Source organism: Mesorhizobium sp. M0772, from assembly GCF_040320135.1.
Taxonomy (GTDB): domain Bacteria; phylum Pseudomonadota; class Alphaproteobacteria; order Rhizobiales; family Rhizobiaceae; genus Mesorhizobium.
In genome coordinates, this window is sequence record NZ_JAMYPB010000058.1 from 18020 (window position 1) to 32423 (window position 14404).

Genomic DNA, 14404 nt, shown 5'->3' on the forward strand with positions numbered 1-14404 from the left:
CAATTGGCTTTTCGTCCGCTGCGCGGACCGCTTCTCACTCCCCCGGATGTTTCGCCGGCTCGGAGTGCATCCGCCTCACTCGCCGCACACCCCACCAGACCAGCAGGATGGCGACCGGCACCGCCGCGGCAGTGACGATTTCGGGTGCAAAGGCATGGCCGAAGATCGATGCGCCCTTGGCGAGATAGGAGATCAGGCCGACGACATAGTAGGACACGGCTGCCACCGACAGGCCCTCGACCGTCTGCTGCAACCGCAGTTGCAGCCGGGCGCGGTTGTTCATCGACGCCAGCAGATCGCGGTTCTGCTTCTCGACCTCGACATCAACCCAGGTGCGCAGCAGCGTCGTGGCGCGGGTTAGTTTGCGCGACAGGTTGGCCTGGCGCTCCTCGACCGAACGGCAGGTGCGCATGGCAGGCGCCACCCGCCGCTGCAGGAAGCCGCCCCAAGTCTCGTAGCCGGGCACGGCTTCTTCGTCCAGCGCTTCCAGCCGCTCGACAACGATGCCGTCATAGGCGCGGCTGGCGCCGAAGCGATAGAGGCTGGAGGCGGCATCAGCCTCGAGTTCAGCGGCAAGCTCGGTCAGGTCGGCGAGCAGCGTCTGGCTGTCGCGGGTTTCAGCGACCTTCATTTCCAGCGTGGTCTGCGCCAGCCGGTCCTCGATGCGGCGGGCGCGGCCCGACAGCGTCAGCGCCAGCGGCAGGCCGAGCATGGCAAGCGTGCGATACGTCTCGACGTCGATCAGCCGCTGCGACAGCGCGCCGGTCCGCGCCGGCGTCAGGCCGCGATCAAGCACCAGGATGCGGGTCAGGCCGTCGCCGTCCTGGCGGAAATCGGTGACTATGGCCGCATTGCCGCGCTCGACCAGCGAATAGCAGAGGCTCGTCGGGTCAAAGGCCGCAATCAGCTTCTCGCTTGCCGGCGTCCATTTGCGGATCTCCAGCCTTATGCCTGAGATCACCGTTCCCGGCGGCGAGAAGCCGTTGCCGAAAGGAGAGTCTTCTTGCGCCGCCCTGCTGCTTTCGGCCAGCGGCCCTTCCCACAGATAGGTCGAAAATTCCGTATGCCGCTCCCAGCGCAGCGTACCCTTGCCCCACTTCATGGCGTGGTGGCGGGCATGACGGTCGGGCGCCGCGATGCCGAGGCGCCGCGACAGTTCGGAGAGCACGGCCATGTCGACGCCGGAGCCGCCCTCGGTCATGAAGGCGAGTTGCACAAGCACGCGCGGCTTCTCGATCAGCGGATGCGGCCGGGCATGGACCTCGCCGATCGCGCCGGGCCGTCCCTCATGCGCGGGAAAGCCCATCACGCTGCCCTGGGCGCGCGGCTGGAATTCGAGGTTGGACGTCTCGTCCGACACGGTGGTCCCCCTGTTCTCGACCCTTCGTGTGATGGCGTCCTCTAAAGGCAATCCATGAGGCGCGTAAACACCAAAGTCTAGCATCGTAGGTCCTGCCGGCGCGACGCGCAGACCGACCCGATTGGGAGAATTGGATAAATAATTTGACCAGTTGGCGAGGCTGGCTTTATCTTGCGCGACACCGGTTCAATTTCCCAGGCCCCCGTTGAGCGATATTTTCTCCAGGATCGACCATTCGCGCACTGCCGACGAGGTGGTGCAGCAGATCGAAAGCCTGATCCTTGAAGGCGTGCTGCGCACCGGCGACCGGCTGCCGGGCGAGCGCGAGCTGGCGCGCCAGTTCGACGTGTCGCGGCCGATCCTGCGCGATGCGCTGAAGGCGCTGGAAGGGCGCGGGCTGCTGATCACCAAGGCCGGCGGCGGCACCCATGTCGCCGACGTCATCGGCCAGCTGTTCACCAAGCCGGTGACCGACCTTATCTCGATGCACCGCAAGGCGGTGACCGACTATCTGGAATACCGCCGCGAGATCGAAGGTGTTGCGGCCGAATATGCGGCGCGGCGCGCGACAGCGGACGATATTGCGCTGCTCGACCGCATCATGGCGCGCATGGACGAGGCGCACCGCACCGGCGATTTCGACGACGAGGCGGAAATCGACGTCGAGTTCCACCATGCTGTGTGCGAATGCGCGCACAACATCATCCTCTTGCACACGCTGCGCTCCTGCTACCGGCTGCTGTCTGAAGGCGTGTTCCAGAACCGGCTTCTGGTGTTCAGCGTGCCCGGAGCGCGGGAGGCGCTGCTGGTCCAGCACGGCGCGATCTACAAAGCCGTGAAGGCCGGCGATCCCTCAGCTGCCCGCCAAGCGGCGATGGACCATATCTCCTATGTCGAGCGCTCGATGCTCGAGGCCGAACGCAGCGGCGACTGGCAGCGCGTGTCGCGGCTCAGGCTTAAGCAGCGCTCCGACGCCGACGACGGCTTCAAGACGACTGGCTAACGAGGAACCACCATGAGCGACATCCTCACCATTGCCGATCTCAAGGACCTGGCGCGCCGGCGGGTGCCGAAGATGTTCTACGACTATGCCGATTCCGGCGCCTGGACCGAAAGCACCTACCGCGCCAACGAGGAGGACTTCCAGAAGATAAAATTCCGTCAGCGCGTGCTGGTCGACATGAGCAACCGCTCGCTGGAATCGACCATGATCGGCGAGAAAGTGGCGATGCCGGTGGCGCTTGCCCCAACTGGAATGACCGGCATGCAGCATGCCGATGGCGAGATGCTGGCGGCGCAGGCGGCAGAGGAATTCGGCGTGCCGTTCACGCTGTCGACGATGAGCATCTGCTCGATCGAGGATGTCGCGTCGGTGACGAAGAAGCCGTTCTGGTTCCAGCTCTACGTGCTTCGCGACAAGGATTTCGTGCTCGACCTGATCGACAGGGCGAAGGCTGCAAAATGCTCGGCGCTGGTGTTGACGCTCGACCTGCAGATCCTGGGGCAGCGCCACAAGGATGTCCGCAACGGGCTGTCGGCGCCACCCAAGATGACGCTGGCCAACATTGCCAACATCGCCATGCGGCCGCGCTGGCTGATGGGCATTGCCGGCACCAAGCGCCGCACCTTCCGCAACATTGTCGGCCATGCCAAGGGCGTCGGCGACGTCGCTTCGCTGGCATCGTGGACGACGGAGCAGTTCGACCCGCATCTGTCGTGGAAGGACGTCGCCTGGATCAAGGAGCGCTGGGGCGGCAAGCTGATCCTGAAAGGTATTCTCGACAAGGAGGACGCGCTGATGGCGGTCGAGACCGGCGCCGACGCCATCATCGTTTCCAACCATGGCGGGCGCCAGCTCGACGGCGCATCGTCGTCAATCATGGCGCTGGAGGAGATCGCCGATGCCGTCGGCGACAGGATCGAGGTGCATATGGACGGCGGCATCCGCTCGGGCCAGGACGTGCTGAAGGCGCTTTGCCTCGGCGCCAAGGGCACCTATATCGGCCGCCCGTTCCTGTACGGGTTGGGCGCCATGGGCAAGCAAGGCGTGACCCTGGCGCTGGACATCATCCGCAAGGAGATGGACATCACGCTGGCACTGTGCGGCAAACGGCTGGTGACCGAGATGGGCAAGGACCAGTTGCGGCGATAGGGTCTTGTTCACCGATTAGACCCTAGCCTCGCTGGATCACGGAGACGAAGCCGCCTTGACCGAGACCGGCATCCACTACCTCGACGCGCGCGCGCCCGATGGCATGCGCCTCTATGCGATCGGCGACGTGCATGGCCGGCTCGATCTGCTCGCCGCCATGCATCGCCGCATCGAGAGCGAACTCGAATACAAGCCGACCATCGATTGGCGCGTCATCCACCTCGGCGACTATGTCGACCGCGGACCAGAGTCCAAGGGCGTCATAGACTTCCTGATCGAGGCACAGAAACGCGATCCACGGCATCTGATGCTCGCCGGCAACCACGATATCGGCTTCCTCGATTTTCTCGACGAGCCTGACCCGGAAGGGCTGTTCATCCGCTATGGCGGCGTGCAGACGGCACAATCCTATGGCGTCGACCTAGCGGGACACGCAAGCTGGTTCGGCAAGGCCGAGGCGTTACGGCGGGGACACCAGGCACTGGTCAATGCTGTACCGCAAGCCCATGTCGACTTCCTGCGGTCGCTGCAATTGTCACTGATATCAGGTGATTTCTTCTTCTGCCATGCTGGCGTCAGGCCTGACGTGCCGCTGGAGAGCCAGAGCCCGCAGGATCTGGTCTGGATACGCGACGTCTTCCACAACCATCCAGGGCTTTACCCGAAGGTGATCGTGCACGGCCACACACCGGTGCCGGAGGCGGAGGTGATGCCGAACCGCGTCAATGTCGACACGCTCGCCTGGCAGTCAGGCATGCTCAGCGCGCTCGCCGTGGACGGCGCGGACAAGCGTATCCTGACTGTGCAGGGAAAAGCGTTTTAGCGAAGCGCGGCGGTGACGCCGTAGCCGTCGACGGCCTGATGGTTGTTGGCTGCATCGGCGGAATAAATGCCGAGACCGCACAAAACGATGGCAGACAGCATGACAAAGGACAGAAGCGCTGCTTTCACGGACGTCATCTCTAGTTGAGCTTCCTGCATCTGGGCACGAGGCGGTTACCAATGGGTTGAAACCGAGAATTCGTCTCAAAGTTTCGACGATTTCGCGCTTGTAGGTCGATTCTGTATCGGCGGTGTGTCGCGCGGATCACACAGAAGGTTCATCGCGGTTGCATTGCCGATATATAGCGCGCGCCTTGTAGGATAGCGTTCGGCCACAAACCAAGGACGAAAGAAGTTGTCCCCGGCAGATTCCCCGCCGCGTGCCAATTATGCAACGGCCGCGCGTTGGCTGAGTTCAGATCGTCGCCACCCAGGCGCGGGCAATGGCCAAGCCCGCGGCATCAGCCTCGGGGCCGTTGAGAGCCATTTCGCTGTCGAGGCGGTCGTGCCAGTCGGGATGGCGATCGGCAATCAGCGGCGCGAAGGACGTGCTCCAGTCCCTCACCATCGGCCGGTCGGCCTCGAAATGGAACTGGAAGCCGTAGACGGCGCGGCCGATACGGAACGCCTGGTTCTCGGCAATTTCGCTGCCGGCAAGCCGCACCGCATTTGACGGCAGCGCGAAAGTGTCGTCGTGCCATTCGAAGATGGGGAAATCCTGGGGAAGTGCGCCAAGCACCGGATCGGTTCTGGCATCCGGCGTCAGCGATACCTTGTGCCAGCCGAATTCCGAGGCGCCGCCGATCTGGTTCTCACCGCCGAAAGTGCGGGCAACCAACTGGCTGCCCAGGCAGATACCGAGAACCGAGCGATCCTTGGCGGCGAAATCGCGGGTCAGTTCGAGCAGCGCCGGGAAATACGGGTAGTCATCGTCGGCCAGCGCATTCTGACCGCCGCCAAGCATCACCATGGCATCGTGTCCGGTCGCGTCGTCCGGCAGCGCATCGCCCTTGTAGGGCCGGCGCAGGTCGAGATCGGCGCCGGCTTCGGCGAGCGCGGCACCAACCTGGCCAAGGCCGGTGTTGTCGTAGTTCTGGACCACCAGCACCCGCATCGCAAAACCCTGCTGACATGAAATGACGCGACGAGCGATATCATGTCGCCCGTATTGCAGCCAAGATGCGTATTCGGGAGAGAGCTATGCCACTGCAGAACCGGGTCGATCCGTTCGGCGCCATCCATGCCATATCCGAGCGCGGCCTGTTCACCGGCAATCGCGGCATCATCCACGATCCTGAGGCCAAGACGCTGCTGAAAAAGCGTTGGGCCTTGCCGGCCTGGATCATCTGCGTCTGCCAATTCCGCAATGCGCGGCGCGAGCCGATGGGCAGGAACAGGCCGGGCGGCAGGGCCGGCTGGACCGAGTTGTTCTTCCTCGACGAGGTGACGGCGCTGGCCGCCGGGCACCGTCCCTGTTTCTATTGCCGGCGTGAGCGAGCCACGGATTTTGTCGGGCGTTTCGGCAAAGTCTTCGGTGTAAACGAACCGCGCGCGCCAATGGTGGACAAGCGGCTGCACAAGGAGCGGCTGGCTTCCGGCGGCAAGCCACCTGATGTCACCATGGGAGAGCTTGCCGAATTGCCGGACGGAGCGATGATCGCGGATGGCGGCTCGGCCTATGCGCTGCGCGGCGGCAACGCGCTGCCCTGGTCGTTCGCAGGCTATGGCGATGCGGCGGCCTTCGACAGCCTTGCCGGCCGGTCGCTGCGCCTGCTCACACCGGCCACGACCGTTTCGGTGCTGCGGCACGGTTTTGAACCGGTGTGGCATCGTTCCGCCGAGACTTGACGCCAGGCACCGCCTCGCCCATTCCTCGGCGATGCGCGCCAATTACAAGATGCAGCGGCTGTTCGTGCCGGACGACCTCGCGGCAGGCATCGAATTCGATGCCGGCCAGCAGCAGAGCCATTATCTCACGCATGTGCTGCGGCTTGGCGAAGGCGCCGAGATCCTGGTCTTCAACGGCCGCGACGGCGAGTGGTCGGCGGCGATTGCCACCAGGTCGAAAAGGGCGGTGCGGCTGAAGGTGCTGGCCTCGCAGAGACCGCAACCGCCCCTGCCTGACCTGATCTATTGCTTCGCGCCGCTGAAACAGGGCCGGCTAGACTATCTCGTGCAGAAGGCGGTCGAGATGGGCGCCGGCATCCTGCAGCCGGTGATCACCCAGCACACGCAAGTGGCAAAACCCTCCATCGACCGGCTGCGCGCCAATGTCGTCGAGGCGGCCGAGCAATGCGGCATACTGGCGGTGCCGGAAGTGCGCGAGGCCGAGAAATTCGAGCGCCTGCTCTCCGGCTGGGACAAGGAACGCCGGCTTATCTTCTGCGACGAGGATGCCTCGACCAACAACCCGCTGCCGGCATTGCAGGCGGTGCCGGAGAGGAAGCTGGCGCTGCTGGTCGGGCCGGAAGGCGGCTTTTCCGACGACGAACGCAAGATGCTGCGGGCGCTCCCCTTCGTCACTGCCATCCCGCTCGGACCGCGCATCCTGCGCGCTGACACAGCAGCTGTAGCGGCGCTTGCGGTGATGCAGGCGACGGTCGGAGACTGGTAAGAGGCGTAAAGATCAATTCCTGTTGACCTGTGGCTCAGGATTTTTCGCTTGATCGGCTGCTGACATTTCGTCCATTTAGCGCCGGCGGGCTCCGAGAGCCGCAGAGGGGGCCCCATGGCGCGCGACACAACCGATTTCCGGCCAATCGAAGGCATCGACGAACTGGTCGAGCATCTGGCCGAAGGCAACAAGCCGCGCGACAAGTGGCGCATCGGGACCGAGCACGAGAAGTTCCCCTTCTATGTCGACGGCAACGCGCCGGTGCCTTATGGCGGCGAGCGCGGCATCCGCGCCATCCTCGAAGGCATGCAGCAAAAGCTCGGCTGGGACCCGATCATCGATGACGGCCGCATCATCGGCCTGGTCGAGCCGACCGGACAGGGCGCGATCTCGCTGGAGCCTGGCGGCCAGTTCGAGCTGTCGGGCGCGCCGCTGGAAACGATCCACCAGACCTGCCGGGAGGGCAATGCGCATCTGGCGCAGGTACGCGAGATCGCCGAGCCGATGGGCATCCGCTTTCTCGGCCTCGGCGGCAGCCCGAAATGGTCGCTGGCCGAGACGCCGAAAATGCCGAAATCGCGCTACGAAATCATGACCCGCTACATGCCCAAGGTCGGCACCAAGGGTCTCGACATGATGTATCGCACCTGCACCATCCAGGTGAACCTCGACTTCGAAAGCGAAGCCGACATGCGCCGCAAGATGCAGGTGTCGCTGAAGCTGCAGCCACTGTCGACGGCGCTGTTTGCCAACTCGCCCTTCACCGACAGCCGGCCGAACGGGCTGCAGAGCTGGCGCGGCGACATCTGGCGCGACACCGACAACCAACGCTCGGGCCTGCTCGAATTCTGCTTCTCGCCCGAGTTCGGCTTTGCCGACTATGTCGAATGGGCGCTCGACGTGCCGATGTATTTCGTCATCCGCGACGGCCACTATCACGACATGACGCACATCACCTTCCGCCAGTTCATGGCCGGCGTTGCCCGCAATGAAGTACCGGACGGACTGCCCACCATGGGCGACTGGGCGAACCATCTGTCGACCCTGTTCCCTGACGTCAGGCTGAAGCGCTTCCTCGAAATGCGCGGCGCCGATGGCGGGCCGTGGCGCCGCATCTGCGCGCTGCCGGCCTTCTGGGTCGGGCTGCTCTATGACGAGGCCGCGCTCAACGCCGCCGAGGCGCTGACTTCGAGCTGGACCTATGAAGAAACGCTGGCGATGCGCAATGCGGTGCCGGAACAAGGCATTTCCGCGCCGTTCCGCAACACGACGCTGCGTGAGATCGGCCGCGATGTAATGACCATTTCGCGCCTTGGGCTGAAAAATCGCGGCAGGAAGAACCGCGACGGCTATGACGAGACCTCGTTCCTCAACACGCTGGACGAAGTCGTGGCGCGCGGTACCACCAGTGCCGAGGAAATGCTGTCGGCCTACCACACGCGCTGGGGCGGCTCGATCGAGCCGGTGTTCATGGAATATGCGTATTAGCGTCGCGCCTTGAGCAGCGGCAAAAGCCGCTTCAATCGAACATCGAAACGAACTAGGTTCTCCCTCGAGGATTTCCGGGAGGAGAAACCGATGCCTACCTTGTTCGACATATTGGCGCAGGCGCAGAACGGCAACGGCATGCAGGCGCTTGCCCAGCAGTACGGGCTTTCCATGCAGCAGACGCAGGCGGCTGTCGCCGCTCTGCTGCCGGCCTTCTCGCAAGGGCTGCAACGCAACACCGCCGATCCCTATGGGCTAGGCGCCTTCATGACGGCGATGGCGAGCGGCCAGCACGCCAAATACTTCGAGGACGCGACCAGGGCTTTCTCACCGCAAGGCGTCAATGAGGGCAATGGCATTCTGGGTCATCTGTTCGGCTCGAAGGAGCTGTCGCGCGCGGTGGCCAGCCAGGCCGCGCAGGCGACCGGCGTCAGCCAGCAGATCCTGCAGCAGATGCTGCCGGCCATCGCTTCGATGGTGATGGGCGGATTGTTCAAGCAGACGACAAACCAGTTGACCGGGGGTCAGATGCAGGCCGCCGGTGGCTTCGGCGGCGGCAGCAATCCGCTCGGCGAGATCATCGAACAGATGATGCGGCAGGCGGGCGGCGGGGCACAGCCTGCGCCGCAGCCAGCACCCAATCCTTACGGTGAGAACCCGCTGGGCAAAGTGCTGCAGGACATGTTCGGCGGCGGCGCCCAACAGCCGCAAAGCCAACCGCAACAGGCGCCCAACCCCTATGGCGACAATCCGCTGGGCAAGGTGCTGCAGGATATGTTCGGCGGTGGCGCGGCACAGCAACCGCAGGGCCGGCCGCAGCAGCCAACACAGCCGCAACAGACGCAGAGCCCTTACGGCGACAACCCGCTGGGCAAGATTTTTGAAGAGATGATGCGGCAAGGCGGTGGTGGCGGCTTCGGCCTGCCCGGTGGGCAGCCGGCACCGCAGCAGCCGCAAGCACCCCAGCCGCGACAGGCACCGCAGGAGCGCCAGGCGCCGCAACCGCAGGCCAATCCGAGCGGCAGGCCACGCAATCCGTTCGACGATATTTTCGGCAAGATGTTCGAGACCGGCGCCCAGCAGCGCGACGACTATCAGAAGGGCGTGGAAACGATCTTCGACCAGTTCAAGCGGGACATGGACCGGCGGTAGTTGGCGGTAGTTGGGCGCTGACCTTCGCGGCTTCGGAGCAAGGAACGAAGCGACGCGGCGCAGACCGCACGATGACGACGGAGCTTTAAAAGAAAAGCCCGGTCCTGGAGGAGGACCGGGCCAGTGTGCAGGCTGGCCGGCGGGGAACCGGCAGGGAGTGGGAAGCCTGCTATACTCGTTGGTCGCAGCGAGCCTGAGAAAGGTTCACGGCAGCCGAAACAATGCGCCCGATATCACGCTATCTGGCGGGCGAGATCTTCGATCGTATCGGCACGATCGCTCGCAATCGCACGCAGCTTCACGGTCGGATCGGCACCGAACGGCACATCGATGGCGACATGGAGATCCGCGCGCGTCAGGCCGATATCGGCGAGTTCGGCGTCCGACATCTCGCCGAGGCGATAGAAGGCCCGGCGATTTTTCCAGGCTTGGTAGGCATTGAGAAGGGTGTTGGCCACGCGCGTCGCAACGGCCGGACGCGAGGTTATGCGCGAGGTCTCGGTAGCGAAATCAAACGTGGTCATGTCGGTCTCCTTCAGACTCGAACTGGACAAGACCAGGCGATCGGCGCTGGGGACAGCGGCCGTTCCGGTCTCGATTCACATGCCTTCATGTGGACAATGTGAATTTGCCACGCACCGATTGATTAATCCAACGAATGTTTCTAATCTTTAGCATCAACGCTAGTGATGGATTGGACCGATGAAAGCGCCACTCGATCTCGACCAATTGCAGACCTTCATCTCGATTGCCGATACCGGCAGCTTCACCCGCGCGGCCGAGGAAGTGCTGCGCACGCAATCGGCGGTGTCGATGCAGATGCGCCGGCTGGAAGAGCGGATCGGCAAGCCGCTGTTCGAAAAGGACGGCCGCACCAACAGGCTGAGCGAGGAAGGCGACAAGCTGCTCTCCTACGCGCGCCGCCTGCTCTATCTCAACCGCGAAACGCTGGCCGCCTTCGATGATCAGCGGCTCGAAGGCACCATCCGTATCGGCACCCCCGACGACTATGCCGACCGGTTCCTGCCCGAAATCATGGCACGCTTCACACGGTCAAATCCGCGCGTCGAACTGACTGTCATCTGCGAGCCGACACCAGGCTTGGTCGAGCATATCAAGCGCGGCAATCTTGATCTTGCGCTGGTGACGCACAACGACACGCGCGGCCAGTCGGAAGTGGTGCGGCGCGAGCCGCTGCTATGGGTGACCTCGGCCAACCATGCCACGCACGAACAGGAAGTGCTGCCGATGGCCTTCGGCCGGCCGAACTGCATCTGGCGGCGCGCCGCCGTCGATGTGCTCGACCGGCAAAGCCGCGACTATCGAATCCTGTTCACCAGCTTCTCGGCCACCGTCATCACCGCCGCGGTGCTGTCGGGACTGGCGATCTCGGTGCTGCCGGAATGCGCGCTGCGGCCCGGCATGCGGGTGCTGGGCGAAGCCGACGGTTTTGGCGCCCTGCCCGACTGCCGCATCGGCATCATGCGCGGCCAGACCTCGCGGCCCGAAATCGTCGACGCGCTGGCCCGGCACATCTCGGAAAGCCTCGACAATATTTCCGTGCCGCTCGGCGAAGAAACGGGAAGCTTCGATTTCGCCTCGCTCGCCTTCGCCAAGATGAAGCGGAGCAAGCCGAACCAGATCCTGCCTGGCTGGTAGGAACGATCAGGCCGACGCTGCCGCCTCCGTCGTTGCGTTGGCCGACGACAGGCCGGGCAGCGCCACCAATTGCGCCGGCTCCAGCGGCGGCGACAAGAGGTAGCCCTGCAGCTGCTGGCAGCCCATGGCGACCAGCAGCGCCTTTTGCACCTCGGTCTCTACGCCCTCGGCGGTGACCTCGACCTTGAGCGCGCCGGCGAGATCGATCAGCGCCTTGACGATGGCGCCCGAATTGCCGTCGCCGTCGAGAAGCCGCACGAAGGAGCGGTCGATCTTGAGCTTGTCGATGGCATGGCGGCGCAGATAGCTCAGCGACGAATAGCCGGTGCCGAAATCGTCGAGCACAATGCCGACGCCCGACTGGCGCAAGGCTGCCAGAGCCGCTCTGGTGGTGTCGTTGTTTTCCAGGAGAACGTTTTCGGTGATCTCGAGCTGCAGGCGCTTCGGCGCCAGTCCCGTTTCGGCGAGGATCGAGGCAACCTCTTCGGCAAAGCCGGCGTCGCGCAATTGCAGCGGCGAGACATTGACGGCGAGCCACGGCAGTTTGGTCTTCACGGCGAAGCGGCAGGCTTCCAGCAGGGCCCATGCGCCGAGCTGCCCGATCATGCCGCGTTCCTCGGCGATGGCGATGAACTGCGCCGCCGGCAATGCGCCATGGACCTCATGCGCCCAGCGGATCAGCGCCTCGGCGCCGACAATGGTCTTGCCGTCGCTGGCAAAGACCGGCTGGTAGGCGAGCTTGATACCGGTGCCGCCGTTCAGCGCGCTGCGCAGCTCGCTCTCGACCTTGCGCTTGCGCAGCAAAAGGTCGTCCATGTCGCCGGCGAAGACCTGGTAGCGGCCACGGCCATTCTTCTTGGCTTCGTAGAGCGCGATGTCGGCCTTGCGCAGCAGATCGTCTGCATCGGCATCAGGGCCTGTCGACAAGGCTATGCCGATGCTGGCGCTGATAAAGACCTGATCGTCCATCAGTTTGAACGGCTCCTGCAGTTTCTGCAGCACCCTCTCGGAAATATCCTCTGCGTTCCTGACGTCGCGGACATCGATCAGGATTACCGCGAATTCGTCGCCACCCAGCCTTGCCACCGTGTCGACGTCGCGAACCGTATGCTGAAGCCTGGCCGCCGTCTGGCGCACGAGTTCGTCGCCTGCCGGGTGACCAAGCGTGTCGTTGACATGCTTGAAGCGATCTAGATCGAGATAAAGCAGCGCGACCTTGCTTTCATTGCCGGAGGTAAGCAAGGCACGCCGCAGCCTGTCCTCGAACAGTGCCCGGTTGGGCAGGCCGGTGAGCGTGTCGTGAAAGGCGAGATATTGCGCCTGGGCCTGGCTGGTCTGCAGCGCCGATGACGCACGGCGCAGACGCCGGAGCAGAAAGGCCAGCACGCTCGCCGCGACCAACGCGGCCAGAGCCAGGGCCGGGCTTGCCTTGCCGACCAGCGTCAGGCCGGGCCGTTCCTGGTCCCAGGCAATATAGCCGAGGATGACACCCTGTTTGTCGATAAGCGGAATGGCAGCCGAGCCAAGCGGCTGAGCCACAGGCAAGAGATGCGCCCCCGCCAGCAGATATTTCTGGGCAATCTTGCCGATCACCGCGTCGTTGATGAACTCTATGGAGACATGCAGATATTCGCTGCCGGGTGCCTGGGTGACGCGATCCGAACTCGGCACCAGAGGCATGACGCTGAGTATGGCAGGCTGACCGCCAAGCGAGACCAGATCGTCGGCAACGAATTTTGCGCCGGCCTGGCTTGCGTCCTTGCTCATCATCTGGCGCAACCTGGCGATTGTCGGCCGCAAAGCGGGTTCGTCCTCGCCAAAGACGGCAGGCGACACGACCTTGCCTTCGCGCATGGCGTGGACCGGCCGGTTGGCGTTGTCCAGCACATAGACCCGGTTGTGGCCGTAATACGAGTACATCCAGACGCTGAGATTCTCGGCCATCCAGGTCTGGTTGCCGGCCTTGGCGTTTATAACGGAATCATCCCAGACGGCGACGCTTTCCTGTTCGCGCTTTACCGCGGCGATCTGGTCCTGCAGGCCATTGGCAAGGAAAACCTTCTGCCGCTCGAGCGAGACCCGGTCGGCCTGCATGGTGGCGTAAAGGCCGAAGCCGACAACGATGGCCAGTGCAAAAACGGCAAGCGTCAGCACCGTCAGGGTGACCTGGAACGTCAACGGGCTGCGTTGTTTGCGGGCGCTCATGCGTCCTCCTTGGCCCAGAGTCAATCAGGCCAGGCTTAAGATCAAGTTATGGAATCTTGACGCGGAGCGACAACAGCCGCTCAATCGGCCGATGAGCGACGCAGAATCCGAATCACGAACCAATGCCACCGAATACACGGTGAGCGAGATTTCCGGCGCGCTGAAGCGCACGGTCGAGGATGTCTTCGGCCATGTGCGGGTGCGCGGCGAAATTTCCGGCTATCGCGGGCCGCACTCTTCCGGCCATGCCTATTTCACCCTGAAGGACGACCGCGCGCGGCTCGATGCCGTGGTCTGGAAAGGCACGATGAGCCGGCTGAAATTCCGCCCCGAAGAGGGGATGGAGGTGATCGCCACCGGCAAACTCACCACCTATCCCGGCAAATCCAACTACCAGATCGTCATCGACAATCTAGAACCCGCCGGCGCCGGGGCGCTGATGGCGCTTTTGGAAGAGCGCAAGCGGCGACTGCAGGCCGAAGGGCTGTTCGATGCCGGCCGCAAGCGGCGGCTGCCCTTCATGCCGCGCACCATCGGCGTCGTCACCTCGCCGACCGGATCGGTGATCCGTGACATCATCCATCGCATCAAGGACCGCTTTCCGCTGCATGTGCTGGTCTGGCCGGTGAGAGTGCAGGGCGAGACGGCGGGGGCGGAAGTGACGGCGGCCGTCAACGGCTTCAACGCGCTGGCCTGGGATGGAGCGATCGTGCCGCCCGACCTTCTGATCGTGGCGCGCGGCGGCGGCAGCCTCGAGGACCTCTGGGGGTTCAACGATGAAGGGCTGGCGCGCGCCGTCGCTGCCTCGCGCATCCCGGTGATTTCGGCCGTCGGCCACGAGACCGACTGGACCTTGATCGATCTCGTCGCCGACATGCGGGCACCGACGCCGACAGGTGCGGCGGAGATCGCGGTGCCGGTGAAAGCGGACCTCGAAGCGACACTAGCCAGT

14 protein-coding genes are annotated in these 14404 nt (G+C 63.9%); 9 read left to right on the plus strand and 5 right to left on the minus strand.

All coding sequences use genetic code 11. The annotated features are described in order from the left end of the window. Positions 1–34 precede the first annotated feature (34 nt). On the minus strand, positions 35–1360 hold the full coding sequence (locus NKI06_RS26925; protein ID WP_352987654.1) for a DUF3422 family protein: 1326 nt from the start codon (positions 1358–1360) through the stop codon (positions 35–37). Positions 1361–1565: 205 nt separating this feature from the next. Here NKI06_RS26925 and NKI06_RS26930 point away from each other — a divergent pair, with 205 nt between their 5' ends. Genes NKI06_RS26930 through NKI06_RS26940 form a run of 3 tightly spaced genes read left to right on the plus strand, consistent with a single transcriptional unit; the run spans position 1566 to position 4335 of the window. Beyond that, positions 1566–2363: an FCD domain-containing protein gene (locus tag NKI06_RS26930; RefSeq protein ID WP_352987655.1), complete on the plus strand. Its 798-nt coding sequence runs from the start codon at positions 1566–1568 to the stop codon at positions 2361–2363. Positions 2364–2375: 12 nt separating this feature from the next. Then, on the plus strand, positions 2376–3512 hold the full coding sequence (locus NKI06_RS26935; protein WP_023815110.1) for an alpha-hydroxy acid oxidase: 1137 nt from the start codon (positions 2376–2378) through the stop codon (positions 3510–3512). A 55-nt stretch (positions 3513–3567) separates the two neighbouring features. Further along, a complete protein-coding gene (locus NKI06_RS26940; protein WP_352987656.1) occupies positions 3568–4335 on the plus strand; it encodes a metallophosphoesterase family protein in 768 nt (255 codons plus the stop codon). Here the strand turns inward: NKI06_RS26940 and NKI06_RS26945 are convergent. Further along, entirely contained in the window at positions 4332–4472 is a 141-nt protein-coding gene (locus tag NKI06_RS26945; protein ID WP_006206855.1) for a hypothetical protein, read from the minus strand. The two genes, NKI06_RS26940 and NKI06_RS26945, sit on opposite strands and share 4 nt — an antisense overlap. A gap of 277 nt (positions 4473–4749) precedes the next feature. Further along, a complete protein-coding gene (locus NKI06_RS26950; protein WP_023692350.1) occupies positions 4750–5448 on the minus strand; it encodes a type 1 glutamine amidotransferase in 699 nt (232 codons plus the stop codon). Between the two features lie 86 nt (positions 5449–5534). On the opposite strand from NKI06_RS26950, the gene NKI06_RS26955 reads away from it, so the two are divergent. The 4 genes from NKI06_RS26955 to NKI06_RS26970 all read left to right on the plus strand — a co-directional run bounded on the left by NKI06_RS26955 (position 5535) and on the right by NKI06_RS26970 (position 9588). Further along, positions 5535–6182, plus strand: coding sequence for a hypothetical protein (locus NKI06_RS26955; protein WP_352987657.1), 648 nt, complete (start codon positions 5535–5537; stop codon positions 6180–6182). A gap of 31 nt (positions 6183–6213) precedes the next feature. Beyond that, entirely contained in the window at positions 6214–6948 is a 735-nt protein-coding gene (locus NKI06_RS26960) for a 16S rRNA (uracil(1498)-N(3))-methyltransferase (RefSeq protein ID WP_023729093.1), read from the plus strand. A 114-nt stretch (positions 6949–7062) separates the two neighbouring features. Further along, the gene (locus NKI06_RS26965) at positions 7063–8436 is read left to right on the plus strand and encodes a glutamate--cysteine ligase (RefSeq protein ID WP_352987658.1); all 1374 of its coding nucleotides are present in this window, start codon (positions 7063–7065) and stop codon (positions 8434–8436) included. A 90-nt stretch (positions 8437–8526) separates the two neighbouring features. Beyond that, entirely contained in the window at positions 8527–9588 is a 1062-nt protein-coding gene (locus tag NKI06_RS26970; RefSeq protein WP_023710135.1) for a DUF937 domain-containing protein, read from the plus strand. 233 nt (positions 9589–9821) lie between these two features. Here the strand turns inward: NKI06_RS26970 and NKI06_RS26975 are convergent, their stop codons facing one another. Continuing rightward, positions 9822–10112 (minus strand): DUF1127 domain-containing protein, encoded by a 291-nt coding sequence (locus tag NKI06_RS26975; protein ID WP_023670560.1) that lies wholly within the window; start codon positions 10110–10112, stop codon positions 9822–9824. A 178-nt stretch (positions 10113–10290) separates the two neighbouring features. On the opposite strand from NKI06_RS26975, the gene NKI06_RS26980 reads away from it, so the two are divergent. After that, positions 10291–11247 carry a LysR substrate-binding domain-containing protein gene (locus NKI06_RS26980; protein WP_352987659.1) on the plus strand — a complete coding sequence of 319 codons (957 nt, stop codon included), beginning with the start codon at positions 10291–10293 and terminating at the stop codon, positions 11245–11247. A gap of 6 nt (positions 11248–11253) precedes the next feature. Here the strand turns inward: NKI06_RS26980 and NKI06_RS26985 are convergent, their stop codons facing one another. Next, on the minus strand, positions 11254–13452 hold the full coding sequence (locus tag NKI06_RS26985) for a bifunctional diguanylate cyclase/phosphodiesterase (RefSeq protein WP_352987660.1): 2199 nt from the start codon (positions 13450–13452) through the stop codon (positions 11254–11256). Positions 13453–13543: 91 nt separating this feature from the next. Between NKI06_RS26985 and xseA the strand changes: the two genes are divergently transcribed. Then, positions 13544–14404: exodeoxyribonuclease VII large subunit (gene xseA / locus NKI06_RS26990; RefSeq protein ID WP_352987661.1), on the plus strand; the 861-nt coding region annotated here is incomplete at its 3' end.